The 25427-nt window shown below is 69.3% G+C and carries 23 protein-coding genes; 13 read left to right on the top strand and 10 right to left on the bottom strand.

Going from position 1 to position 25427, the window contains the following annotated elements; genetic code table 11:
* Positions 1 to 65 precede the first annotated feature (65 nt).
* Genes miv_RS28830 through miv_RS28845 form a run of 4 tightly spaced genes read right to left on the bottom strand, consistent with a single transcriptional unit; the run spans position 66 to position 4697 of the window.
* Positions 66 to 1475, bottom strand: a complete 1410-nt coding sequence (locus miv_RS28830) for an ABC transporter ATP-binding protein (protein WP_207180386.1) — start codon at positions 1473 to 1475, stop codon at positions 66 to 68.
* Positions 1472 to 2275, bottom strand: coding sequence for an ABC transporter permease (locus miv_RS28835; protein WP_207180387.1), 804 nt, complete (start codon positions 2273 to 2275; stop codon positions 1472 to 1474). Before miv_RS28835 ends, miv_RS28830 begins: the two co-directional genes overlap by 4 nt.
* Positions 2272 to 3213: an ABC transporter permease gene (locus tag miv_RS28840; protein WP_048428352.1), complete on the bottom strand. Its 942-nt coding sequence runs from the start codon at positions 3211 to 3213 to the stop codon at positions 2272 to 2274. Before miv_RS28840 ends, miv_RS28835 begins: the two co-directional genes overlap by 4 nt.
* Complete coding sequence (locus miv_RS28845; RefSeq protein ID WP_207180388.1) at positions 3201 to 4697, bottom strand: ABC transporter substrate-binding protein; 1497 nt, start codon at positions 4695 to 4697, stop codon at positions 3201 to 3203. Before miv_RS28845 ends, miv_RS28840 begins: the two co-directional genes overlap by 13 nt.
* 553 nt (positions 4698 to 5250) lie before the next feature.
* Here miv_RS28845 and miv_RS28850 point away from each other — a divergent pair.
* The 4 genes from miv_RS28850 to miv_RS28865 are packed head-to-tail and all read left to right on the top strand — an operon-like array spanning position 5251 to position 9078.
* A complete protein-coding gene (locus miv_RS28850) occupies positions 5251 to 6180 on the top strand; it encodes an ABC transporter substrate-binding protein (RefSeq protein ID WP_244748767.1) in 930 nt (309 codons plus the stop codon).
* Between the two features lie 44 nt (positions 6181 to 6224).
* On the top strand, positions 6225 to 7214 hold the full coding sequence (locus miv_RS28855) for a FecCD family ABC transporter permease (RefSeq protein WP_244748768.1): 990 nt from the start codon (positions 6225 to 6227) through the stop codon (positions 7212 to 7214).
* Positions 7211 to 8251, top strand: coding sequence for a FecCD family ABC transporter permease (locus miv_RS28860; protein WP_207180390.1), 1041 nt, complete (start codon positions 7211 to 7213; stop codon positions 8249 to 8251). The genes miv_RS28855 and miv_RS28860 overlap by 4 nt, the downstream gene beginning before the upstream one ends.
* 8 nt (positions 8252 to 8259) lie before the next feature.
* Positions 8260 to 9078: an ABC transporter ATP-binding protein gene (locus miv_RS28865; protein WP_207180392.1), complete on the top strand. Its 819-nt coding sequence runs from the start codon at positions 8260 to 8262 to the stop codon at positions 9076 to 9078.
* Here the strand turns inward: miv_RS28865 and miv_RS28870 are convergent.
* The 5 genes from miv_RS28870 to miv_RS28890 form a co-directional block, all read right to left on the bottom strand.
* Positions 9067 to 9920 (bottom strand): IS5 family transposase gene (locus miv_RS28870; RefSeq protein WP_207180394.1). Its coding sequence is split into 2 segments (ribosomal slippage): positions 9067 to 9510 and positions 9513 to 9920, totalling 852 coding nucleotides; the frame shifts between segments, so codons are not numbered across the junction. The two genes, miv_RS28865 and miv_RS28870, sit on opposite strands and share 12 nt — an antisense overlap.
* 62 nt (positions 9921 to 9982) lie before the next feature.
* Positions 9983 to 11392 carry an MATE family efflux transporter gene (locus miv_RS28875; protein WP_207180396.1) on the bottom strand — a complete coding sequence of 470 codons (1410 nt, stop codon included), beginning with the start codon at positions 11390 to 11392 and terminating at the stop codon, positions 9983 to 9985.
* Positions 11393 to 11397: 5 nt separating this feature from the next.
* Entirely contained in the window at positions 11398 to 12447 is a 1050-nt protein-coding gene (locus miv_RS28880; RefSeq protein WP_244748769.1) for a PLP-dependent cysteine synthase family protein, read from the bottom strand.
* 11 nt (positions 12448 to 12458) lie between these two features.
* On the bottom strand, positions 12459 to 13787 hold the full coding sequence (locus miv_RS28885; protein WP_244748770.1) for a type III PLP-dependent enzyme domain-containing protein: 1329 nt from the start codon (positions 13785 to 13787) through the stop codon (positions 12459 to 12461).
* Positions 13784 to 14779 (bottom strand): ornithine cyclodeaminase, encoded by a 996-nt coding sequence (locus tag miv_RS28890; protein ID WP_207180402.1) that lies wholly within the window; start codon positions 14777 to 14779, stop codon positions 13784 to 13786. Before miv_RS28890 ends, miv_RS28885 begins: the two co-directional genes overlap by 4 nt.
* Positions 14780 to 15001: 222 nt before the next feature.
* On the opposite strand from miv_RS28890, the gene miv_RS34005 reads away from it, so the two are divergent.
* The 6 genes from miv_RS34005 to miv_RS28920 all read left to right on the top strand — a co-directional run bounded on the left by miv_RS34005 (position 15002) and on the right by miv_RS28920 (position 20935).
* Positions 15002 to 15361: a hypothetical protein gene (locus miv_RS34005; protein WP_244748771.1), complete on the top strand. Its 360-nt coding sequence runs from the start codon at positions 15002 to 15004 to the stop codon at positions 15359 to 15361.
* 875 nt (positions 15362 to 16236) lie between these two features.
* Positions 16237 to 16533, top strand: a complete 297-nt coding sequence (locus miv_RS28900; protein ID WP_244748772.1) for a hypothetical protein — start codon at positions 16237 to 16239, stop codon at positions 16531 to 16533.
* Between the two features lie 21 nt (positions 16534 to 16554).
* A complete protein-coding gene (locus tag miv_RS28905; protein WP_048428342.1) occupies positions 16555 to 17601 on the top strand; it encodes an HD-GYP domain-containing protein in 1047 nt (348 codons plus the stop codon).
* A gap of 8 nt (positions 17602 to 17609) precedes the next feature.
* On the top strand, positions 17610 to 19208 hold the full coding sequence (locus miv_RS28910) for a sensor domain-containing diguanylate cyclase (protein WP_244748773.1): 1599 nt from the start codon (positions 17610 to 17612) through the stop codon (positions 19206 to 19208).
* A 12-nt stretch (positions 19209 to 19220) separates the two neighbouring features.
* Positions 19221 to 20117, top strand: coding sequence for a GGDEF domain-containing response regulator (locus tag miv_RS28915; protein WP_207180415.1), 897 nt, complete (start codon positions 19221 to 19223; stop codon positions 20115 to 20117).
* Positions 20118 to 20479: 362 nt separating this feature from the next.
* Positions 20480 to 20935 (top strand): hypothetical protein, encoded by a 456-nt coding sequence (locus tag miv_RS28920; RefSeq protein WP_207180417.1) that lies wholly within the window; start codon positions 20480 to 20482, stop codon positions 20933 to 20935.
* Between the two features lie 212 nt (positions 20936 to 21147).
* Here the strand turns inward: miv_RS28920 and miv_RS28925 are convergent, their stop codons facing one another.
* Positions 21148 to 22074 carry a LysR family transcriptional regulator gene (locus miv_RS28925; protein WP_048428357.1) on the bottom strand — a complete coding sequence of 309 codons (927 nt, stop codon included), beginning with the start codon at positions 22072 to 22074 and terminating at the stop codon, positions 21148 to 21150.
* A 184-nt stretch (positions 22075 to 22258) separates the two neighbouring features.
* On the opposite strand from miv_RS28925, the gene miv_RS28930 reads away from it, so the two are divergent.
* The 3 genes from miv_RS28930 to miv_RS28940 all read left to right on the top strand — a co-directional run bounded on the left by miv_RS28930 (position 22259) and on the right by miv_RS28940 (position 25343).
* Positions 22259 to 23164: a fructose-bisphosphatase gene (locus miv_RS28930; protein WP_207180419.1), complete on the top strand. Its 906-nt coding sequence runs from the start codon at positions 22259 to 22261 to the stop codon at positions 23162 to 23164.
* A 6-nt stretch (positions 23165 to 23170) separates the two neighbouring features.
* On the top strand, positions 23171 to 24031 hold the full coding sequence (locus miv_RS28935) for a phosphoribulokinase (protein ID WP_048428340.1): 861 nt from the start codon (positions 23171 to 23173) through the stop codon (positions 24029 to 24031).
* A 160-nt stretch (positions 24032 to 24191) separates the two neighbouring features.
* Positions 24192 to 25343 carry a sensor histidine kinase gene (locus miv_RS28940; RefSeq protein ID WP_342345226.1) on the top strand — a complete coding sequence of 384 codons (1152 nt, stop codon included), beginning with the start codon at positions 24192 to 24194 and terminating at the stop codon, positions 25341 to 25343.
* Positions 25344 to 25427 lie beyond the last annotated feature (84 nt).

The following is a 25427-nucleotide window of genomic DNA, read 5'->3' on the forward strand; positions in this document are numbered from 1 at the left end:
GTCCCAGCGCGTCGGCGGCCTCGATCCTGGGCGCCGGGTCGGTCCAAGCGCACGCTCGCTGCCGGTTACGCCAGGTCCGACCCGAGCGTGATCCGCCTTTCCGTGATCCTCTCCGCCATGGTCCGATCATGGGTCACGAGGAGCGTCCCGCAGCCGCGCTCGCGCGTCACCTCTCGCATCACATCCATGGTCTCCTGCTGTGTGATCGGGTCAAGGCGCGAGGTCGGTTCGTCGGCGAAGAGGAAGATGGGTTTGGCGATCAGCACGCGCGCCAACGAGACACGTTGCAACTCGCCGCCCGACACCTGGTCGGGGCGGCGGTCGAGCAGTGCCTCGGGCACGCGCAGCCGTTCGAGCAGGGTCATGACATCGTCGAACGACACGCGGTGGCGGGCCGTCGTTTCGGCGAGCGCGGTGCGCAGGGAGACGTGGCGGGAAAAGGTGGCGACGGGGTCCTGATAGAGTTTCTGGAACCGCGTCGAGGCCACTCCCGCCCGGCGTCGCACCCTGCCGGAGGCCGGCGGCATCAGCCCGAGCAGCACGTTGCCAAGGGTCGTCTTGCCGCAGCCGCTGGGGCCGGTCACGCCGATCCATTCGCCAGCGCGGACGGCAAGGTCCAGGTCCGAGAACAGGCGGCGTCCGTTCCGGCTCACCGCCAGTTCCGTTCCCTCGAGCACCACGTCGCCCGGCACGCTGGCCGTGGGCGTGGCAGTGGCCGTGGGCCAGTTCTCGGGGGCGGCCGCGACGAGGCGACGCGTATAGGGATGGGACGGCGCGACGAGCACCGTGTCGGCATCTCCCCTCTCCACGATTTCACCCTTCAGCATGACGATGATCTCGCCGCCCAACGCCTTGGCGACGGCGATGTCGTGGGTGATGCAGAGCAGTGAACCGCCCTCCTCCACCGCCTTGCGCAGAAGCGCCACCACGGCATCCCGCATGGTCGCATCGAGCCCCTTGGTCGGCTCGTCCGCGAGCGTGATCGGGGCTCCGCCGGCCCGCGCCGAGGCGAAGGCGACGCGCTGGGCCATGCCGCCGGACAGTTGATGCGGATAGCGGTCGTCTCCCGCGGCCAGGTTCAGGCTCGCCAGATCGGCGCGCGCCTGGCGGTGCGCCGGCCCGGGCCCAAGGCCGCGCACGAAACGATGCCCTTCGGCAACCTGGGCGAGCGAGCGCATCGTGGGGTCGAGGGACACCCAGGGCTCCTGCGGCAGCATGGCGATCCGCCGCCCCCAGGCGCCGCGTCGCGCGCCCTGATCCGCGGCGTCGGAGATCGCGCCGCCGTCCGCGATGCGTCCGCTGACCGCGAGCTCCGGCGCCACCGTTCCCATCGCGGCTTCGGCGACCAGCGTCTTGCCCGAACCCGTTTCGCCGAGGATCGTCACCGTACGGTACGGTTCGAGCGTCAACGAGACGTCGCGCACGAGCACCGCCCCGGCAGCGGCGATCCGAAGGTTTTCGATCGTCAGGGTCATCGCCGCGCCAGAATCTGCAAGCCGAGGATCAAGGTGAGGAGACAGAGTGGCGGCATCAACAAGGCCAAGGGGGCCTCGTTCCAGTAGGGCAGCATTTCCACCATCATCGATCCCCATTCCGGGGTTGGCGGCCGCAGGCCAAAACCGATGAAGCCGAGCGCGGAGAGAGACAGCACCGCGCTGCCCAGCCCGAAGGCACCCAGTATCCCGAACAGCGGCAGGAGATCGGGGAGCACGTGCCGGTACAGGATATGCCATGGGCCGAAGCCGAGAAGCCGTGCGGCCTCGACGGCCGGGGATGCGAGCGCCGCTCGCGAGGCGGCCCGCGTCATGCGGAACCATTCCACCCATTGGATCAGGGACAGGCCGAGGAACAGCGGCCAGAAGGCGCCGGGCGCCAGGGCGGCGATCAGCAACACCAGGATCAGGCCCGGCACCGCCAGGATCGCATCGGCCAGGCAGGACACGAGCCTGTCCGTCCAGCCGCCGGCAAAGGCGGCGGCCAGCCCCAGGGCGATACCCGGGATCGCCGCCGCCGCGACCGCCATGGCGCCGAGCGACAGCGAGAGGCGCGCGGCATACACCAGTCGCGCCAGCACCGAGCGTCCCAGTTGATCCGTGCCGAGAAGCGCCTCGCGCGAAGGACCCATCAGGACATGGGCGAGGTCCTGCCGGTTCGGGTCCGCGCCGACGACGAGGGGACCGAGCAGCGCCGCCAGGACGACGATGCCCACGAGCGAGCCGCCGATCCAGGGCGCCCGCCATGTTCCGTTTTCGGCGAGAGATGCCGCGCGTCTCATGCGCGCCTCCTCGGATCGACGAGGAGCAGCGCGAGGTCGGTCAGCGCATTGAGAAGGACGAGCAGGAGGCTGAGCATCAGTGCCGTACCCTGGATCATCGGCACGTCGCGTCCCTCGATCGCATGCGTGAGCGCATGGCCGATCCCGGGCCAGGCGAAGATTTCCTCGACCACGACGACCCCCTCGATCAGGAATGCGAAGCTGACCGCGAGATAGGCGATGAGCGGCACGGCGGCATTGCGGGGCACGTGCCGCAGGATCGCCTCGGCCCGGCTGAGCCCCTTCATCCGCGCGAAGGCGAAGAAGGGCGAGCGGAGGGCCGCCACGACGCCGTCGCGGGCGATGCGCGCCGAGGTCGCGGCCAGGCCGAGCCCGAGGGTCAGGGCGGGCAGCAGCAGGCTGAGCCAGCCGCGGGAATCGCCGACCGGCAGCCAGCCGAACAGGACGGTGCAACCAACCATGAGCAGGAGGCCGACGACGAAGTTCGGAACGGCGCGGAAGGCGGCAGCGGCGGCCATGCCGGCCCGATCCGCCAGCCCGCCCGGTCGCAGGCCGGCGAGCGCGCCGAAGACAGGGCCGAGAAGCAGGGCCAGTCCGAGCGCCGCCCCGGCGAGGGCCAGGGTGGCCCCGAGCTGGTCGCGGATCTCCTCCCAGACCGGGGCGCCGCTGACCAGCGAGCGGCCGAGATCGCCCGAGACGGTCCGGCCCATCCAGTCGATGAGCTGCAGGGCCAGCGGCCGCTCGAGGCCGAGCTCCGCCCGCACGGCCTCGGCCGCCGCCGTGGTGACGCGGTCGTCCCCGTAGCGCCGCTGGGCGATCTGGAGCGCCTGATCGCCGGGAAGAAGCTGCGCCAGGGCGAAGCACAGGAGGCTGACGACGAAGGCCACGGTGACCGCCTGGACCAGACGCTGGCCGAGAATGGCGACTAGTCTGCCCATCGCATCCTCGAAATCCGGTAGGACAATTCGTACGGATCGACGCTGACCCCGCCGAGGCGCTTGGCGGCCGCCACGCGCAGATCGTACCAGGCGACGGGGATGACGGGCAGTTCGGTCTGCAGGATTTCCAGCACGCGGCGGCGCAGGGCGGCACGGGTTTCCGGCACATCCGTCTGCTGCAGCGCCTGAAGCGCCTCGGTCAGTTGCGGCGATGACCAGCCCATGGCGCCCCAGTCGCCGCCATTCGGGCCGAAATCGGCGAGCAGGGTGCCGATCGGATCGGGCACGAGCGAGAAGTTGCGCGCGATCAGTCCCATGTCCAGCGTGCCGTCGCGATGGCCGGCCGGAATGTCGCTGGAACTCATCATGGCGATGTCGAGATCGATGCCGATATCGCGTGCGGATGCCTGGATCGCGGCGGCGACGACGGGAAGCTCCGGGCGCACGGCATAGCTGCGCAGCGTGGCGTGAAGCGGCTTGCCGTCCTTCATGAGCCGTCCCTGCGCATCCGGGACCCAGCCCGCCTCGGCGAGAAGCCGGCGCGCTTCGGCCACGTCGTGGCGCAGGGGCGCGAGCGTGGACACGTGCCATCCGCCCATCGTCGGCGGAAAGAACTGCGTCGCGGCCGCCGCTGGCGAGCGCAGGATGGCTTTGGCGATCCCCTCCCGGTCGATCGCGAGGCTCAGCGCGCGCCGCACCCGGACATCGGCGAAGGCCGGCAGATGGGCATTCAGCTTGAGCGTGATCACGCGCGGGATCGACTTCGTCGTCACCGCCACATTGGGCGCCCGGCGCAACCGGTCGGTGCCCGCTGGATCGAGCGCGAAGGCGAGATCCGCCTGCCCGCTCTCCGCCATGAGCGCGCGCGTTTCCTTGCGCCCCACGGCCTGGTAGATCGCCCGCTTGATCGCCGGCTTCGGTCCACCGGTCCAACCGTCGAACCGCTCGACCTCGAAGCGCAGCGGCGGTTCGAGCGAGGTGATGCGGTAGGGGCCGCTTCCGATGATCCGGCGCACGGCCCCCGTCTCGTCATAGGAGGACGGGGCGAGGATCTGGGTCGAGGCCTCGGCCAGAAACGCCGGCAAAGCGATGAACGGCGTGGCGGTTCTGATCTCGACGACGTCGGGCGCGACCGCACGGATCTCCGTCAGCGGCACCTCCGCGAGCGGCCCGGGCTTGGTTCGCGCCCGCTGCAGGCACTGCGACACGATCTCGGCCGTGACCGGCGTGTCGTCGTGGAACTTGGCGCCTGCGCGCAGGGTAAAGCGCCAGGTCAGCCGGTCGTCGGACAGGGTCCAGGCGGTCGAAAGGCCGGGAACCGGCCGGCCTTCGTCATCCGCGCCGACCAGGGTCTCGGTGACCTCCATGCGGGTGAAAACGAAGCCGCTCCGACTTGGCTCCAGCGAGGCGATCTCGAAGGGCGTGACGACGCGAAGAGGTGATTGCGCCAGTGCGGGCGAAGCCCCCAGCAGCATCGCCGCCATGCAGAGATGGTACCAAAATTTCACTCCGCACTCCCCGTTATGTAATAACGTTGCATTGCTTTCGTAGGGTAACGCACGACACGTTGTCAACCTATTCGAACCGCACCTCGCAGAGAGCGCCCGCTTTGCCATTCGCGGGCATTGAGCGATGGAGATCGGTCGACGGGACGGGCCTCGTGTACTTCCCGAAGCGCGGCTTCATCGAAACGGGTCGGTACGATCGACGTCGTGACGCGCATTGCCTTGGGGCATCGCCGAGGGGTTGCAGCGCCCTTTTCCACCACCAGCGCGGCTATTGCCCTTGTCCGTCTCACCGCCCGAGACCGGATCGGGCGGTGTCCTGCCTGTCCGCCTCGTGCGCAGGATGGGACGGAACGAGCATCCGCCTCCGCCGATATAGGCCTGCCGGATCTCTGCCTCAAGCCAATTCATGCCCCCCAAAAAAACATCGTTGTGGTCTTCAAGATGTTTGGCTAAGGATCATGCGGCATGCCGCTTGGGAATGAGGCTATAACAAATGTGGAAAAATTCTAATTTACTGCCTATATCAGTCATGATGCTGTTCTTTTGCTATCCGGCTTCGGCAGCCGACCGGCTCATTCCTGTCACCGACGATCGCGGCGTCACCGTGGAGGTTCCCGTGACGCCGCAGAGCGTCGCCGCCGTTTCCTATCTTGCGGTGGATGTGGGGCTGGCCCTGGGTGTCGCGCCCCGCCATTTCGCCGTGACGTACATGACCAAGGGGCGCAATCCGGATTTCCTGCTCGGGCTGACCAGGGAGATGAAGCTGCTCGGCCAACGCGCCAAGCCCAATCTCGAACTCGTCAGTGAAGCCAAGCCCGATCTCATCGTCGCGATGAAGCGCTACACGATCGGCAATGCCGCCTCCTACGAGGCGATCGCGCCTTATCTGGCCTACGATATGGAGCGATACGACGAGAGCTTCAGGGAAGTCTCCGCCCTCGCCAGGATTTTCGGCCAGCCCGAGCGCGGCGAAGCGCTGAACGCGTCCTTCAAGCGGCATCTTGCCGATTACGTCGCGAAGGCTCCCAAGAACGTCCATCCCCGCTTCGTGATCATGTGGGGGGGCGACACGCCCTTCGCCTTCCATACGGAGAACACGGCCGCTTCGATCGTCGCGGCGCTCGGCGGCGACAATATCGTCGGGCCCATGACGCATGACGAGCGCTTCGGCATGGAAATGAGCCTCGAGGCCATGCTGGAGAAAGATCCGGAAGTCATCTTCATCTATGACAGCGGCCCGGACCGCCCGCAGGAAAACAATCCGATCTGGAGCCAGCTTTCGGCGGTGAAGAACGGCCGGGTCCATTATGTCGGCGACCAGTGGGTGGAGACGAACGGCCCGATCGCGCGCGAGGTCGTCCTGCGTGAAGCCGCGCATTTCCTCTATCCCGGGACGTTCCCGGCCGTGAATGTCCGTGCGGAGGCGGCGAAGATCATCCCCGCCGCTCTTCAGAAATGACCGCCTCCCGCACCGCTTCGCCGGCAGGCGGCGAAGCCCTCCGGATGCCGGCGCTGACCGGCCTCCTCCTCACCCTCGCCGCGTTGGCGATCGTCGCGGGGCTGACCGTCGGCGATCGCACGCTACCGCCCGGCACCGTGATCGACGCGCTCCTGTCCAAGGCGGGCCGCGTCGACACGATCGTGATCTGGACGCTGCGTCTGCCGCGAAGCCTCGCGGCGTTCCTCGCGGGCGCAGGGCTCGCCCTGGCCGGCTTTCTTCTTCAAGCCTTGACGCGCAACCCACTGGCCGGGCCCGGCCTGACGGGCGTCACGGCAGGCGCCGTGGCGCCGATCGTCGTCGCGTTCGTGTTCGTCCCCTCGCTCTCGTCCGTCTGGTATCCGCTGGTCGGCTTCGTCGGCGGCATGGCGGCGGCAGGCACCACCTTCGTCATCGCTTCGGGACGGATGGCGAGTCCGTTGCACCTGGCGCTGGGCGGCATCAGCGTGTCGCTCTTCCTCCACGCCGTGACGATCTATGTTCTGCTGCTCAGCGGCCCGCAGGTCCCCTCGCTGCTGTTCTGGCTGTCCGGCGGATTGCAGGGACGATCCTGGCCGCAACTCTCCTCCATGGCGCCCTTCGTCCTGCTGGCGCTGGCGGGCGCTCTGGCGATCCACCGCGTCGTGGACCTCCTGTCCTTGAGCGACGGCGCGGCCATGGGTATGGGCCTGCGGCTGACGGCATGGCGGCCCCTCGTGCTGCTTCTGGCCGTGCTGCCGGTGGCCGGTATCGTGCCCGTCGCGGGGCCGATCGCCTTCGTCGGCCTCGCCGCCCCGCATATCGCCCGTCTCCTTCGTCCACCCGGCTCGGGATGGGCGATGGCGCTCGCCGCGACGATCGGCGGCCTGACGACGGTACTGGCGGACCTCGCCGCCCGCAGTCTGGCGGCGCCGCGCGAACTGCCGGTGGGCCTCGTCACGGCGCTCATCGGCGGCCCGGTCTTCCTCTATCTCGTCCAGCGCTCCCGGACCCTCACCACGGAGGGAGAGCGATGACCCCGCTGGCCCCGCCGCTCGTCGCCCACCCGCCGGCGCGCCGGCTCGTACCGCTGCTCGTCGGCCTGACGCTCCTGGCCCCTCTCGTCGCGGTGTTCTTCGGCGTCGCGGATCTGCCGCTCGGCGACGTCGCCGCTGTGCTGACGGGGGGTGGAAGCGCCGAGGCGCGCTCGATCATCCTCGATATCCGCCTGCCCCGGATCGTCACCGGGATGCTGGCCGGGATGCAGTTGGCGACGGCAGGTTTCCTGCTCCAGACGATCACCCGCAATCCGCTCGCCGACCCTTCGCTCATCGGCGTTTCGCAGGGCGCGACCCTGTCCGTCACCCTGTTCCTGATGATCGCGGTCTACAGCCACGATCCCGGCCCCAATACGCTGGTCGCGCTCCCGTGGTCCTGGCTTCCGGCCGTCGGAATGCTGGGGGGACTTGTCGCCGGCGGCCTCATCTATCTCATGACGCTGCGCCATGATCTCGGGCCCTTGCGGCTGACGCTCTGCGGCGTCGCGATGGGTGCGCTGCTCCAGGCGCTGGCGCTCGGGATCGTCGCGGGCTGGGGCTCGTCGCGCATGGAGGTTCTGCTCGAATGGCTGTCGGGCAGTCTCTACGCCAGGCGCTGGGAGCATGCCGTCTTTCTCGCGCCCTTCACGGTGGCGGGACTGGCCGTGCTGCCGCTCCTCAGGCGGCCGCTCGAACTCCTCCGTTTCGAATCCACCGTCGCACGGTCCTTCGGCTCGGCCTACCGCCGCGACTTCTCGGCTGTTCTTTTTGTGTCCTGCGCGCTCGCCGCCAGCGCCGTGGGGGCGGTCGGTCCCATCGTCTTCGTCGGCCTGATCGTGCCCCATCTCGCCCGCAAGCTGGCGCGTGGGCATTTCCCGCTCGTCCTCCCACTGACGGTCGCGCTCGGCGCGATCACCGTCACGGTCTGCGACCTCCTGGGCCGGCTCCTGGGGGGAGCCGATGAAATCCCGATCGGCGTGGTCACCGCGCTCTGCGGTGTCCCGGTGCTGATCGCCTTGCTGCGTCGAACGCCATGAGGGTTCCCATGCTTCTTCACGCTCGCGACCTGACTGTCCGCTATGGCCAGAGAACGGCCCTGTCCGGCTTCGCCCTCCAGCTCGAACCCGGCGAGGTCCGGGCGTTGATCGGCCCCAACGGATCCGGCAAGAGCACGGCGCTCCAGGCTCTGGCCGGCCTCGTCGGGGCGGCGGGCCGGGTGGAGATCGAGGGGCGATCGGTCTTCGCGATGGGGCGGCGGGAGCTTGCGCGCCATCTGGCCTTTCTGCCCCAGCAGCCGGTCGCGCCCGACGAGATGACGGTCGGACAGCTCGTCCGCCAAGGGCGCTTCGCCCATGTCGGCTTGTTCAAGAGCTACGGGCCCGATGACGAGGCGACGATCGCCTGGGCGCTCGACAGCACCGGCCTCGCGCGATTTGCGGAACGACCGCTGAATGCCCTGTCCGGCGGCGAGCGGCAGAGGGCCTGGATTTCCGCAGCGCTCGCCCAGGAGGCGCGCATTCTGTTTCTGGACGAGCCGACGACCTTCCTCGATATCGGCTATCAGGTCGAACTGCTCGATCTGGTGTATCGCTTGAGCCGTGAGCGCGGGGTCGCGGTCGTCATGGCGATCCACGACCTCAACCAGGCCATGTCTGTCGCCGATCGCATCAGCGTCATGGAAGGCGGCCGCTGCGTCTTCGACGGCGAGCCGGGCGCGCTGGCGTCCAGTGGCCTGATCGAGCGGGTGTTCCGGGTGCAGGGGCGCTTCGTGGACCTCGCCCCCGACGCACCCCCGCATTTCGATGTCGATCTTCTCCGGCGGCATGGCCCCGTCGGCCTGACGGCTCAGAGCTTATCCCACTAGGAGGTGGCGCCATGCGATGACGGCAGCGGCGACGTGGAGCAAGGCAAGAGCGTTCTGGGGCTTTTTGGACCAGCGGATCAGCAGGGCGCGGAAGCGGTTGAACCAGGAGTGGCAGCGCTCCACCACCCAGCGTCGCGCTCGCTTGCCAAGCTCGCGCGTCTCGACGATCTCCTCGCCGCGCCGCCGCAGATGCAGCTCGAAGCCGTACTCCGCCGCCGTCTCGCGTGGCCCGGTATAGTCGTAGCCCTTGTCCAGGCACAGATGCTGCGGATCCCGGGCGCTCGGATCAGGCCGGGGCACCGGGATCGCCGCCAGCGTCTCGCGCAACAGCAGATGATCGTTGACGTTGGCCCCGGCGATCACCAGTCCCAGCCGTACCCCGCGCCCGTCCGTCAGGACCGAGCGCTTGCAGCCGCGCTTGCCCCGGCCGGTCCCGGGTTGGGCCCGGTTTTTCCCCCACCCAGCGGCGCCTGGCCCTGCGCCCCGTCGAGGGACAGCCACGTCCAGTCGATCCCCACCAGCCCGTCATAGGCCAGAAGCCCCTCGCGCCAGAACGCCGCGAACACCCCAGCTCTCGCCCATTCCTGAAACCGACGATGGGCCGAGGACGAGGTGCAGATCCCAGTCGCGTTGAGGGCGTTCCACTGACAGCCGGTGCGCAGTACGAAGACGATGGCGTCCATCGCCGCCCGGTCGGGCACGCGCGGATTGTGGCAGCCCAGCGGATGACGAGGCCGGGGCGGCAGCAGGGGCTCGATCCGCCGCCAAAGATCGTCCGGGATGCGCCAGCCGTCGTCCGCTACCGCAGGACGCTGGCCGGCCTGACTCTTGAGCGTCAGCATCCCGTACAGATGGCGACAGCAAGCCATCTTGCCACCCAAAACCACCCTACCGAGATAGCTTCTCAGGCGGCCGGGACGCTCTCCCCGTCGCCGTGAGCCGCGGCGAGGCGAGCCAGCTCCAGCGTGAAGCGCCGCCAGAGGAGAAGGCTCGTCGCGCCGAAGCCGAGGCACAGGCCGAACCAGACGCCATAAGGCCCCCAGCCCGTCGCATGGGCACAAAGGGCCATGGCCGGAATGCCGATCAGCCAATAGCCGATCAGCGTGTTGGTGAGGCCCGCCTTGGTATTGCCGAGCCCGCGTAAGAGCCCGACGCAGATATTCTGCGATCCCTTGAATATCTGATGGGCGACGGCGAACCACAGAAGCGACGAGGCGACACCCAGCACCGCCCCGTCGCCGCGCTCGCCCAGGAACGGGAGAAGCACGGCTTCCGGCGAGACGATGTAGACGAAGCCGATCGCGCTCATGAGCGACAGGCTGATCGTCAACGCCTGACGGGCGATCTGACCGATTTCCCCTCGCTCGCCGCGCCCCAGCGCCCGACTGACCAGGATCGAGGTTCCTTGGGAGAGGCCGATATTGGCCTGGTAGACGATGTAGGCGAGCTGGTTGACCACGTTGGAGGCCGCCAGGGCGACCGGACCGAACGTGCCCATGAAGAGCGAGGCGATGGAGGTGATCGCCGCCTCCGACCCGTAGGTCAGCGAGATGGGCGTCCCCATGCGCAGGATGCGCATCACCGTTTCCCGGCGGGCGCGCCAGGCGTCGAGCGCCAGAACGTCGTTCATCGCCGCATCGCGCCGGACCATGCGCAGATAAACGGCGAAGGTCCAGAGCTGGACGAGGGTGGTGGACAGGCCGATGCCCGCGAGCCCGAGCTTCGGCAGACCGAGCCAACCATAGATGAAGACCGCATCGAGCAATGCGTTGAGCCCGATCGAGACCAGCGTCACCACCAGAAGCGAGCCCGGCCTGCGCAAGCCGACAGCGAATTGCCGCAGGACGTTCATCCAGAGCATCGGCAGGAGGCCCGGCGCCAAGGCCAGCATGATGGGCCTCGCTAGAGCGACCACGTCCGGGTCCTGCCCGAGATACGGGAGAGCATGGCCGAGCACGACGAGAAGCAAGCCGGCGACGAGGCCCGTCACGGTCGCGATCAACATGGCGGCGCGCACGAGATCGCGGATCTCGTCGCGCCCCGCCGCGTCGATGGCGGCCGACCCGCTACGCTTCTCGGCGCGGCCCACAGCACCCGCCACGAGGTTGCCGACCCCCGTGACCATGCCGACGCTCATCGTGCGGAGCTGATTGTAGAGGAGCAGCCCGAGGCCGCCGGCTGCGACCGAATCGACGCCGAGAAGACCCATCATGAGGAGGTCCACCGTCGTCAGCGCGACCTGCGCGAACTGAATGCCGGCGATGGGCGCGGAGAGGCGAACGATCTCGCCGTAGCGGGAAGATGTGGAGGACATCGTCTTCACGTTCCCGTACGCGCATTGTCGATCGCGGCCAGGCGCTGCGATTCCTCGAAGGCCGACAGCAGGCGATGGAGGCGTTGATGGGCGGGTTCGTTCAGGAGGCCGCGCTCCCTCAGCCAGGCGTCGTCGTAGACGGTATCGAGATATTTCTCGCCCGCGTCGCAGACCAGCGCAACCAGCGTGCTGCCCGGCTCCACCAGGGCCAGCCGCTTCAAGGCGATGAAGATCGCCGCGCCCGCCGTTCCGCCGATGAGAAGCCCCGTCCGCCGCGCGACGACCCGCGCCGTGGTGAAGGCGTCGATGTCGGAGACGGTCACGCCTTCATCGATCAGGTCGTGCCGCACATTCGTCCCGACCGTGAAGCCGGCGGGCGCGCCCGCGCCCGTCTGCCAGTATTTGCCGCCCGGACCGCCGAAAATGATCGACCCCTTCGGCTCCACGCCGATGCTGGTGACGGCCGATCCCCGCTGCCGCAGGGCTTGAACGGTGCCGCACAGCGTTCCACCCGTGCCGACCGCACCGACGAGATAATCGACGTCCGTCGCGAGACCGGCCAGCAATTCTTCGGCGAGGCTCGCATAGCCGATATTGTTGTTGGGATTGTAATGCTGATCGGGCCAGAACGCGCCGGTCTCGCGCGCGATTTCGCCGGCGATCCGACGCCGCTCCACGGTGCTCGGTCCCTCGCCGCTGCCGTCCACGACGACGAGTTGCACGCCCATGGCCTGCATGGCGCGAAGTTTGTCTTTAGAGGCATGATGATCGACAACCGCGACGAAGCGGTAGCCCCGCTCGATCGCCACCAAGGCCAGACCCAATCCGGTATTGCCCGAGGTCGGCTCGACGATCGTCCCTCCGGGCTTCAACGCGCCCGTCCGCTCCGCCGCGAGGATCATCTCGCGCGCCATGCGAACCTTGGCCGATCCGGTCGGGTTGAACTGCTCGAGCTTCAAGAGCAGGCGGCTTCCCGCCCCCGTGCGGGTGAACTCCAGCAGCGGCGTGTGCCCGATGATCTCGGCGGCACTCGATACCACACGCTCGGTCTTCACGGATAGAAGGCTCATCGCTCGTCCCGTCTCCAGAGAAAGCGCCCGTCCCGCCGCGTCAGCACGATCTTGGGCGGCAAAGGGAGTTGATGGAATTCGCTCTCGTTCTTATCCATCTGGTAGCCGGCAGTATTGGCATAGACCACGAGATCGCCGTGGCGTGGTGTGGCGGGGAAGGACACCTTGCGCCATGTCAGGACGTCGTATTCCATGCAGCTCGATCCGCCGACGGCCGCCTGAACCGGTCTTTGCTCGCGCGGTGGCCCGCGCTGTACGAGGATCGGCGTCGGGAGATACTCGCTGCCCTTCCACTGTTCGGACAGGCTCATGCTGAGCCCGGCGACCGTGACGATGCCGTGCGCGTCGTTGCGCTTGAAGCCTTGCACGGGAAAGATGCTCATGCCGGCGCCATCGAGAAGCGCGCGGCCTGGTTCGAGATAGAGGCTGACGTCCGACTCCGAGAGCCGGTTTGCGAGGCTTCGCCCGGCGCTTCGGTTCCGCAGGATGGCCTCCAGCATGGAGGCGCCGGTCGGCGTTTGGAAATATGGATAAAAGCGTTCGAAGCGCCGGTCGGCATGGAACTGCCGGACGTCGAGCCCATCCAGAAACGAGCGCCAGTCCTCTTCGTCGAGATAGGCGCACGCAAAGCCGCCGCCGATGGAAATGGCCCGAGCGGGGAATCCTCGCTCTCGGGCTTCCAGACAACGATCCACCAGGACACCGGCGAGTTCGGCGCGCGGCTCCACCTGGTAGCCGTCGAGATGGAACGAAAAACCTCGCATCTCGATCGCCTGGCGGCTGGTGGCGCAGCGCTGCAGCGCGGTTTCGAGGTCGCCGTCGTTCAGGCCGAACCGGCTGTGCGGGCTGCCCGCCGGCAGCACGCGCAGGAGGACCGCCATGGGCCGCTCGCCGGTCGCGATGGCCACGGCGCGTTCGAGTTCGTCCAGCGCGTCGATCGCGACGGTGCATCCATGCCGGGCGGCGAGCCACAAGAGCTCGTCGCTCTTGGCTGCCCCGGTCACCCCGATATCCTCGCCCCGAATGCCGTGGGCGAGGCAATGGACGAGTTCCGGCACGCTCGCGACATCGACCGCGCCGCCAAGGCGCGCCACCTCGTTCAGCCAGGCCCCGGCCTTGTTGGCCTTCTTTCCGAAATACACGCGGCCCGTCACGCCTTGAGCGCACAGCACCGCCTGGAAGGCGCCGAGGTTGTCCGCAAACCGATCCGGATAGATCAGGTGGAACGGTCCTCCGACCGCGTGGGTGATGGCGTCGAGCAGCTCGTCGTCCTCGCGCGCCGCCCTCGCCCAAGGCGCTTCGCGAGCCTGAAGCATGGGGCTCATGTCCACAGCTCGATCCTCCGCCCGCGCCCGGCCGAGATGGCGCGCGTGGCCAGGGCATGGGCGACGGGAATGTCGGTGATGATCATGCCGCTGGAGAAGGCGAAGACGCGCTCCTCCGGCGAACGGCGCCCCGGCTTGCGGCCTGCGACGATGTCGGGCAGTTCCGCGTCGATCCGAGCGATGCCGTCCGGGCCGGCGAGACGCTTGCCGGTGACCCCGAGTTGACCTTCGCTCGTCGCGATCGCGTAATCGGCCTCGTGCAGCGCGCCGGCTTCCAATCCCTTGCTGGCGACGGAAATCAGCAAGCCGCCGGGCGGGAGCCAACTCGTCCGTATCTTGGGATGGGCGGCCCGCCCGGAGGCGACGACGACGATATCGGACTTCCCGACGGCCTCTGGGACGTCGTCGACCATCTCGATCCGCCGGCTGGGAAAATAGCGCGCGAAGGTCGCGTGACTTGCCGCGATGCCGTCCGGATGCGTCCCGAAGAGACGCAGCGTTTCGAGCTGGGGAAGCGCGGTCAAGAGATAGGGAAGCGTGTTCAACCCTTGAGCGCCGGTTCCAATCATCAGGGCCGAGCGAGCGTCTTGCTTGGCGCAGTGCTTGGCGATGATCGCCGTCGTGGCAGGCGTGCGCGACGCGCCGACGCGATGGCAATCCATGAAGACGGACGGCAGGCCCGTCGTGTCGTCGTAAAGGCTGATCGTTGTGTAATATTTCTCGGCGTTCTCGCTGCCCTGCCGGTAGGACGTCTTGAAGCCAACCTGTTCGATCGCCCCGTCATAGCCGAGCATGGTGTAGGAGACCGCATCGCGTTCGGGATCGGGAAGCGGCATCATGATCTTCGTCGGACACCGCGATGCACCTTCGGCAAAGAATCGGTAGGCGTCCTCGACAAGGGAGATGACCTCCGCGGGGGGAATCTCGATGTCGGAAAGTTCGCTTCGCTGAATCACATGGACAGCGGGTGTATGCAGATAGGCGCTGGACATCTCGCTAAACCTCTTTTCATCGAAGGGGACAGGCCGAAAGGCGCATGGGCGACCGCCGTGAGGAACGTGGGCGAGAGCCGGTCACAGCATGCGCTTGGTTCAGGCGGCCTGAGACTAGGTCGAAGTGACGAACGCTCCAGTTCCACTCGATACATAGTTATGCCGAAACGAGCGGAGGTCGGAGAGGGGAACGTCGCAGAGCGGAAGCGGAGGATCGAAGATGTGCCGCGTCGTCTTGGGGGGAAAGCGCCCCCCGCTTCTGGCCATGGCGACAACGTCGTCGGGCATGATGGTCTCGCCCTCGCGCCAGGCTCTGACCCGCACATTTTCATAATCGAGGAGGACGGCGGGAATCCGAGCGAGGCCGAGACGACGGGCGACCGTCAACCTGTGATGTCCGTCCATGACGAAGAGCTCGCCGCTGTGGACACCGATCGGCTCTCTCCATCGTTGCTCACGCAGAATTCGCCTTTCGAGCTCCCTGACACGATCCGCATCGGTATCTTCGGTCGGAACCAGGCAGGCAAGATCCAAGAGGCAGTATTGCATCGGCAAATCCTTTATCAGGACGAGCGAATTTAATATGTCTTCATTTTTCGCTCTATAGCGTTGGTTCGGGATGCGTAATCTTTGTGAAAACGAAAGTCAACCACCATAGTTGTCGTCTTATAATCATTATAATTAGATTATTTTAGCGTTTTCAAAGGAGGGGGCGATCTCCATCTGGGTCAACCCGAGGGCGGCGCACGCGACACGCATTGACGCCTCTCGCAGACGCGCGGCGGCAGCACGCGATCCACGCCCCGGGTGAGACGCCGCCTCCGCCGCGGCGCCTGCGCCTTGGCCGCATCTCGGCGCGGATCGCAGGCATCCCCGAGATCGGCGCGACAGCGATCGACGATCAGGATGCGGCGACGTGGGAGATCGTCCGCAACGGCCCGCAAGCCTCGGTCACCACCACCGAGGTCACCACCACCGAGGTCACCGGGACCGTCGCTGGCGAGCCGGGTGCCGACAGCCTCCTCCGAGCTGTCGCAACAGTCCGGGCACCTGACCGCCGTGGTCGCGCGATGCCTGGCGACGGTCCGGGCGGCCTGGCACCCCCGTCGAGCGATCGCCCCGAGAATCGATCGCAAACGAATGACCAGGCGCGCGAGAGGCAGACCGATCTAGGTTTCGCAAGAGCTTATCCCGCCTCGATCCGCCGCGCCGAGCGGCGACAACGTCGAGGTGTCCGGCGTAAATTCCGCATTAATTCTGATCTTTGCCACCGCGCCGTTTCGACTCGCTTAATGCCGTTGGGGTATGCAGGATGTCGGACCAGGCATAGCCAACCGAGTGACGCCATGATCTGCACTTCACCCGCTTCCGCTCCCGGCCTCGTCGAAGAGCGAACGGCCCTGTTGCAGCGTCACCTACCGACGATCTCCGACGCGACCGTGCGGACTCGCGAGGAGATGGCCGAACCGCGCCCGGAACAGGATGCCGGGCGCGCCCGCGACGAATCCCGGGCCGTCGTCCAGAACGCCGCGCGGGCCACCGACACCATCCTGGGTGCCTCCGGGACGGTCGACGACCGCGCCGACGAGGCGACGCGCGGCCATGCCGCCGCCATCCAGGCCCGGATTCAGGACGTCTTCGCCGCCTGCGCCTTCCCGGGCCGGGCCGGCCGCCGCCGCGGGGAGGACGCCCTCCCCGACCGTCCTGCCCGGCCCGACGTCGCGGCCGTCCCGCAGGGCGCCATCGTCGCCTGACCCTCCCGCCGGGGCCCGACCATGCATCGGATCCTCATGATCTCGGACAACCCCGACCGGAGCCGCGGGCTCGCCCGTGACCTCGGCGACGAGATGGCCTGCGAGATCCACGACCTCTACGACGACGCCCCCGCCCGGCCGGCCGATGCCCTGCTCGCGGATGTCGAGGACCACAGCGCCGAGGCGCTCGACCGCCTGCGCCGCATTCTGGCGGTGGCCCGCCGCGGCGCGCCCTTCGTCGTCCTGCTGCGCCGGGACACCTCGCGTGCGCGGCTGTTCGGCCTCGCGCTCGGCGCCTCGAAGACCCTCTGCGCGCCCTTCGACCCCGCGCGGGTGCGCGATGCCGCCGGCCTCTCCCGCCCCGAGGCGCTCGACCCCTGCAGCCTGCGCAGCAGCGAGGAGGCGCGCCAGTTCTTCAGCACGGTGTTCGTGCCCGATGGGCCCGTCACGACCCGCGTCGTCGACACCGGCACCGATTTCATCGCCCAGGCGGTCCGCGACACCGGCATCCGCGACTGGGTCCGGGCGGTGCGCCGCTTCGACGACGCCACCCACCAGCACTGCCTCCTGGTCACCGGGCTCGCCGCCGCCTTCGCCCGCAGCCTCGGCCTCGGCGAGCGCGAATGCCATCGCCTCACCAAGGCCGCGCTCCTGCACGACGTCGGCAAGATCCACGTCCCCTCGGCGATCCTCAACAAGCCGGGCCGGCTCGATGCCGCCGAGATGGCGATCGTGCGCCAGCACCCCGACAAGGGCTACCGCATGCTCGCCGGCCAGGGGTTCGAGCCCGAGATGCTCGCGGTCGTGCGCTCCCACCACGAGATGCTCGACGGCTCGGGGTATCCCGACCGGTTGAAGCAGGACGAGATCCCCGATCTCGTGCGCCTCGTCACCGTCTGCGACATCTACGCCGCCCTGATCGAGGAGCGCCCCTACAAGCCGCCGCTGCCCGGCAAGGAGGCGATGGCGATCCTGGACGGCATGACGGGCCGCCTCGATCCGGCGGTCGTCGCCGCCTTCCGGCCGATCGCCACGGCCTTCACCCCGCACTTCCCCTACGACGCATGAGGACGGGTGTGGCGACCACGTTCCGGCGCGGCCTGCGCTCGGCCCGGGCCTGGATTGCCCTCGGGGTCGTGGCGCCCCTGGGCATGGTGGCGGTCTGCGCCGCGTTGCTGCTCGACATGCGCCGCGATGCCTGGGACAAGGCCGCGCGGACCTCCTGGAACCTGCTCCAGGTGATCGAGCGCGACGTCGACCGCAACGTCGAGATCATCGACCTCGCGCTGCAGAGCGTCGTCGAGAACCTCAAGATCTACGATCTCGAGGAACTCAAGCCCCATTTCCGTCAACGCGTCCTGTTCGATCGCGCCGTCAACGCCAAGGATCTCGGCGCGATGCTCGTCCTCGACGAGTACGGCAACGCCCTCTACGACGCGGCCGGCTGGCCGGCGCGGCGCCTCAACGGCGGCGACCGCGACTACTTCCGGGCGCACAAGGCCGATCCGGATCTCGGGCTCCACATCAGCCGGCCGGTGATCTCGCAGCTCATCGGCAAGCCGGTGATCGTGCTCAGCCGCCGCGTCGCCATGGCGGACGACTCCTTCAACGGGATCGTGCTCGGCAGCCTGTCGCTGTCCTACTTCAATCGGATGTTCGACCGGATCCGGCTCGGGCCGGGGGGCACGATCGCCCTGTTCCTGGCCGACGGCACCCGGATCCTGCGCCATCCCGAGCCCAACGAGGAACTCGCCCCGAACTTCGCCTCCTCGCCCAACGTCCAGCGCTTCCTGCGCGAGAGCACCGGCAGCTTCGTCGGCATCACGCCGAGCGACGACGTCGAGCGCCTCTACACCTTCACCCGGGTCGGCACCCTGCCGCTCTACCTCAGCGTCGCGCTCTCGACCGCGGAGATCGAGGCCGAATGGCGCGCCAAGGCGCTCGGGATCGGCCTCGTCGTCCTCGCCCTGTGCGGCCTCGCGATCGGGCTGTCGGTCCTGGTCGCGGGCGAGCTGCGCCGGCGCAACGCCGCCGAGGCCGAGCTGGCGCTTCTCTCCCGCACCGACCCCCTCACCGGCCTGCCCAACCGACGCGCCTTCGAGGAAGCGTTCGGGCGCGCCTTCGCGGAGACGCGCCGCCGCTCCGCGCCGCTGGGCCTCCTCGTCGTCGATGCCGATCACTTCAAGCGCTTCAACGACCGCCACGGCCACGAGGGCGGCGACCGGGTGCTGGTCGCGATCGCCCGAGCCCTGTCGGCGAGCGCGCGCCGGCCGGGCGACCTCGTGGCGCGCATCGGCGGCGAGGAATTCGCGATCCTCCTGCCGAATACCGATGCCGAGGGCGTCGCCCATGTCGCCGAGACCGCGCACGCGGCCGTCGGTTGCCTGCTCGTCGAGGCGCAGGACGGCCCGGTCGGACGGATCACCGTGAGCATCGGCCTCGCCTTCGGGCTGCCGCGAGCGGGGGGCGAGCCGGCCGAGCTCTTTCGGCTCGCCGATGCCGCCCTGTACGAGGCCAAGGCCGCCGGGCGCGACCGCACCTGCTACGCGCTGATGCCGCCGCCCCGCACCGGTCCGGGCGGGATCGAGAGCTGGATGGAACCAGGGGGCGATGCACCCGCCTCGACGCGCCACGGCGCGAGCGGCCCGCCGCTCGCCGTCCCCCTCGCCTCCTGACGAAGGCCAGCCATGCACGTCGCCCTGATCGATCCGAGCCGCGTCGTCCTCAAGATCGTGACCGGCATGCTCGAGGCCGGCGGGCACACCGTCGTGGCGTTCTCGGATTCCGCCGCGGCGCTGGCCCACGTGGAGGCGGACCCTTCGATCGCCTGCGTCCTCACGAGCCTCGAGGTCGAACCGCTCAATGGGCTCGAACTGTGCTGGTTGCTGCGGGCGTTGGCCGACGAGCGCCGCCCCCTCACCATCCTGGTGATGTCCAGCGCCCGCGACGAGCGCCCGCTCGGCGAGGTCCTCGACAGCGGCGCCGACGACTTCCTCTCCAAGCCGCCGAGCCCCAAGGAACTCCACGGCCGTCTGCGCGCGGCCGAGCGGGTGCTCGGCCTCCAGCGCGCCCTCATCCGCCAGGCCGACACCGACCACCTGACGCAGCTCCTCAACCGGGGCGCCCTGATGCGACACGCCGACCGCGCCCTCGCCGGAGCCTCCGCCGGGAACCCGCTGGCGATGCTCCAGGTCGACATCGACCACTTCAAGTCGATCAACGACCGCTTCGGCCACGACATCGGCGACCAGGTGATCCGCCGCGTGGCGCAGATCCTGCGCGAGACCGGCGCGACCGCCGGCCGCCTCGGGGGCGAGGAATTCGCCGTGCTGATGCCCGGCCATGGCATCGCCGGCGCCGCGGTGGTCGCCCACCGCATCCGCAGCCAGTGCGCGGCCGGCACGGTCCCGGGTCTGCCGGATCTGCGCTTCACCGCCAGCATCGGCCTGAGCGAGTGGGCGCCCGGCGACAGCGTCGACAGCCTGCTCAAACGGGCCGACGTCGCCCTGTACGCGGCCAAGCGCGGCGGGCGGGACCGGGTGGCGGTGACCGGCGCCGACAGGGAGCCGGAGATGATCGGCTGACTGTTCAGCTCGAAGACCTATTTTTCATGTAATACCATGCGATGCTATGGATATACGATCTCTAAAATTAAACTAATTTACTCATATAATACAAGAGGAAATTTGGTCTCGGAATTGTGTCATGTTCGGTTCGATGTCCGCATCCGGCGACCTGAGGGCCAGGTTCGAGGCCCTGGACCGCTCCCAGGCCGTCAACGAGTTCGCCCCGACGGCGCCATCCTGACGGCCAACGCCCGGTTCCTGGCCGCCATGGGCTACGCGCTCGACGAGGTCCGGGGCGCAGACCGACCTGCTGGCGTTGAACGCCACCATCGAGGCCGCCCGCGCAGGCCCTCCTGCCGACGCGTCGGACGCCGTCCGGGATGGAGAAGGCGACGGGCGGCGGTGCCGAGCCCCCGAGCCCCGTGCGTCGGCGCGGCCCTGCACAGGAGCGCTGCGCCCTCACGCGCGAGGTCGTGCCGTCGGTGGCTGTGCCGCCCGGCTCGCCGTTCACGGGCTGCCAGGACGTGGTGGTGCGCGATCCGGTGCCGGAGGCCTGCGTGACGCGCGAACGGCGCGAGTGCTGGCGCACGCTCTCGGGCGAGACGCTGGTGGCGGGGGTGGGCGTCCCGCTCTTCCAAGCGGCAGGGGGGCGGCCGCACCGCAACGAGGCGGGACTGCTGCAGGTGCCGGATCAGCCGGAGATTCCATTGCACAGCAACGGATCGGAGAACGACATCCGCGCCGGCGTCACCGAGCGGCGGATATCGGGCGGCGGATCTCGGGCGGCACGACGAGCCTGGCCGGCCGCACCGCGCGCGACCCGCAGCTGGGCCTGATGAGGACCTGCGCCAAGCTCGGCCTCTCGTTCTTCCGGTATCTCGGCATTCCCGATCACGGGCCGCCCATACCCCCTCGCCGACCTGGTCACCCAGATCACGACAGCCTGACGGCCCGCGACTTTGCCCCGGTTACCGGCCTGACGCCCCAGGTCATTGATTCTGCCGCATTTTCTATGGGCGAACCGGTGCCACCTTCGTCGGACGATGCTCTACCCGATCGCGGCCGGCAGCGCCGGCAGCCAGGAGGCGCCCTCCTCCACCAGAAAATCCCAGAACGCCTGCCCCGCCGGGCTCAAGACCTTGTCGGCCCGGCGGACCGCGAACCAGTCGCGGCGGATCGGCAGCCCCTCGACGTCGAGGAGCACCAGGCGGCCGGCCGACACCTCCATCGCCACGGTGTGGCCCGAGATCAGCGCGACGCCGAGCCCCGCCATGACCGTCTGCTTGATGGTCTCGTTCGAGCCGTTGTCGATGCCGATCGGCGCGCGGCGCACCAGCAGGCCGGCCATGAACTCCTCGAACACCGTCCGGGTGCCCGAGCCGTATTCCCGCACCAGGAACGGCTCCTCCGCGAGTTCCTCCCGGGTCACCCCGCGCCGCCCGGCGAGGCGATGGTCGGGCGGCGCGATCACCACCAGGGGATGGGGGCCGAAGGCCTCGGCGGTGATCGGGAAGTCCCGGGGCGGGCGGCCCATCAGCGCGAGGTCGACGCGGTAGTCGCGCAGGGTCTCGACGGTGGCGCCGCGATTGCCGACGACGAGGTCGATCTCCACCCCCGGATGGGCGCGGGCGAAGCCGCCGACGATGCTCGGCGCGAAGTACTTGGCGGTCGAGACCACGCCGAGGGAGACCTTGCCGCCGCGCCCGCCGCGCAAGGCCCGCAGCCGCTCGGCGCAGGTGTCGAGCACGGAGCCGATGCTGTCGGTGGCCCAGAGCAGCTCGCGACCGGCATCGGTCGGCTTGAGGCCCGCATGGGTGCGGTCGAACAGCAGGAGGCCGATCTCGTCCTCCAGCCCCTTGATCCGCGCCGTGAGCGCGGCCGGGGTGACGTTCAGCTCCTGGGCCGCCCGCGTCATCGTGCCGAGCCGCGCGATCGCCGCGACCGCGTGGAGCTGCTTGAGCGAGAGGTTGCGTATGCGGTCCTGCGCCATCCGCTCCTCGGCCGGCGATCGTGAAGAGGATCCGTTCGACATCGCGGCGGGGATCCGCGCATCCCGTACTTCGGGACGGGGTGACGAAGCTACCCCCGGGCGCCTAAGCTGAAGACCAGCGGAGACGGATGACGCCCCCGAGAGGCACGGACGGGCTCGGAGACAGGACATGCTTCTGAGCACCCGCAGCGAGGCGACCACGCCGCGACGGCATCCGGCCGTCGGCCCGGTGCTCGCGGCCATCGCCGCCGCGGCCGCCGCGACCGCCGGCGCGCTCGCCGCCGCCCTCACCGGGAGCCCCGAGAGCGCGGCCCGCCGCCTGTTCGCGGAAGCGCTGCGCGGCATCGACGTGGCGGCGATCGCCTGGCCCGACCGGGAGGAGCCCGAGCCGCGCCAGCGCGGCGCCGCCCTCGTCCTCGCGCTCGATCCCCTCGAGGGGGCCGACGACCTCGACGGCGGCATGCCGGCCGGCACGATCTTCTCGCTGCGCCCGGCCGGCGCGGACCCGGCTTGCGCCTTCCGGGCACCCGGCCGCACGCAGGTGGCGGCGGGCTTCGTCACCTACGGCCCGCGCACCCTGCTGACCCTCACCGACGGCACCGCGACCACGACCCGGATCCTCGATCCCCAGAGCGGCGCCTTCCGGCCGCCGGTCTGCCTGCGCGTCCGGGAGACGAGCCCCCGGAGCGGGCCCGACGCCCCGCGGCGCAGCGACACCGCCCCGGTCGGCTGGACCTCGTTGATGGCCTCGCTCTCGGCGGGTGCGCAGCGGGTGCTGACGCATGGCGGCTTGCATCTGCGCCCGGCCGACATGGACCACGACCGGGATGCCGGCGGCGTGCGCCTCGTCCACGCCGCCGCCCCGGTCGCCCTGGCGATCGAGGCGGCCGGCGGCACCGCCACCGACGGGCGCGGCCGGGCGATCCTCGATCTCGCCGCCGACGACCTGCACCGGCGTACGCCGCTGGCCGTCGGCTCGCCCCGTGAGGTGGCCGGCCTGCTGCGCCGGCTCGACGCCGACCGCGACGCCGGGGGCTCGCCGCTCTTCGCCGCCCGCGGGCTGTTGCGGGCCTGACCGGCGGTGTCGGCGCTCCATCCCATCGTGTCGGTGACGGGATCGTCCGGATCCGGCACCACCTCGGTGCGCAACACCTTCGAGCAGATCTTCCGCCGCGAGGGCGTCGAGGCGGCCTTCATCGAGGGCGACGCCTTCCACGCCCTCGACCGGGCGGCGATGCGCGAGGCGATGGCCCGCGAGCCGACCCTGAGCCATTTCGGCGAGCGGGCGAACCTCCTCACCGAACTCGAGGCGGTCTTTCGCGAATACGGCGCGTCCGGCCGCGGCCGCACCCGCCACTACCTGCACGATGCCGCGGACGCCGCCCGGTTCGGCGGCGAGCCCGGGACCTTCACGCCCTGGGAGGAGTTCGCCGAGGGCTCGGACCTGCTGTTCTACGAGGGCCTGCACGGGGCGCTGGTCAACGACACCCTCGACATCGCCGCGCATGCCGACCTGAAGATCGGCGTGGTGCCGGTGATCAATCTCGAATGGATCCAGAAGCTCCACCGCGACAAGGCCGCCCGCGGCTACTCGACCGAGGCGGTGACCGACGTGATCCTGCGGCGGATGCCCGACTACGTCACCACCATCTGCCCGCAATTCACCAACACCGACATCAACTTCCAGCGCATCCCGACGGTCGACACCTCGAACCCCTTCGTCGCCCGCTGGATCCCGACCGCCGACGAGTCGATGGTGGTGATCCGCTTCCGCGACCCCAAGGGGATCGATTTTCCCTACCTGATCTCGATGATCGCTGGCAGCTTCATGTCGCGGGCGAACTCGGTGGTGATCCCCGGCGGCAAGCTCGATCTCGCCATGCAGCTGATCCTCACCCCGATGATCCTGAGGCTCGTCGAGCGTCGGCGCCGGTTGCTCTAACGCCTCGACGGCTCGGCTTGTGCTCCGGGCAGGATGGCGTAAGAGTCCGGCCATCCGACGTGCCTTGAGGGGAAGGCACTCCGAGTTGCGAGAGTCCCGGCGTATGGCGAGTGACGGGTCGAGCCGTGAGGCGCATGAAGCCGGGAACGGCCGGGCGGAGTTGCCGTACCGTCTGCGGCAGCAGGCGCTGATGGGCGCCTTCGCCCGCATGGCGCTCCAGACCCGCGACCTCGACGCACTGCTCCAGCGCGCCAGCGAGCTCTGCGCCGAGGGGCTGGCCGCCCCGTGCTGCCAGGTGCTGGAATACCGCGCCCGCGATCACGCCTTCGTCATCCGCGCCTGCACGGGCCTCGCCCCCGATCTCGTCGGGACGGATCTCTCGGCCGCCGACGAGGCGACGCCGGCGGCCTACGCCTACCGCACGGGGGCGGGCGTGCTCGCCAACGGGATCCCGATCGGGACCGGCGGGTCGCGGGGCGAGGCGCGCTTTCACCTGCCGGGGGCGCTTGCGCCGGCCGGCACCTGCCACGCGGTCAACGTGCCGATCGCGCTGGGCGACGAGAGCCGGCGCGCCTACGGCGTGCTCGAGGCCTGGGGCGCCGAGGGGCACGGCTTCGACCGGGCCGACCAGGAATTCCTCGCCGGCTTCGCCGGGCTGCTCGGCATCGCGGTCGAGCGTCACCAGGGCGATGCCCGCCTGCGCGAGGCCCTCGATCACCAGGTCGAGCTCACCCGGGAGATGAGCCACCGGGTCAAGAACAGTCTCGGCGTGGTGGCGGGCCTGCTGCGGCTCCAGGCCCGGGACGCCGGGACCGACGAGATCCGCCATGCCCTTGAAGATGCGGGAACGCGCATCGCCACCGTGGCGGCGGTGCACGACCACCTCTGGCGCGGCCTCCACCAGCTCGGCATGGTGGATCTGGCGGCGTTCCTGCGCGAATTGGTGGCCAAGCTCCAGGGCGAGGCGCAGGGCCACGCGCTGACCTGCGAGGCGGATTCGAAGCTGATCAGCGCCGACCAGGCGATCCCGATCGGGCTCGTGGTCAGCGAGCTCGTGACCAACGCGGTCAAGTACGCCTATCCGCAGGGGACCGGGCCGGTGCGGGTGACGCTCGCGGTGCGGGAGGACGGCCTGCGCCTCGCCGTGCGCGACGAGGGTGTCGGCCTGCCGCCGGGCTTCGACGTCTCGATGCGCCAGCCGACCCTCGGCCTCAAGATCATCTGCAGCCTGATCCGGCAGCTCGACGGCCGCCTCGCCACCGCCTCGGACGGGCCGGGCGCGCATTTCGTGCTGGACCTCCCGATCGCCTGAGGCTCCCGCCCCACGCGGAGGTCGCAAGAGTGTCGCCCTGAACGGGGCCGCCCCGGTGGCCCCGCCTTGCGCCTCGGCTCCCTC

Source organism: Methylobacterium indicum (assembly GCF_017347565.1).
GTDB classification, from domain to species: domain Bacteria; phylum Pseudomonadota; class Alphaproteobacteria; order Rhizobiales; family Beijerinckiaceae; genus Methylobacterium; species Methylobacterium indicum.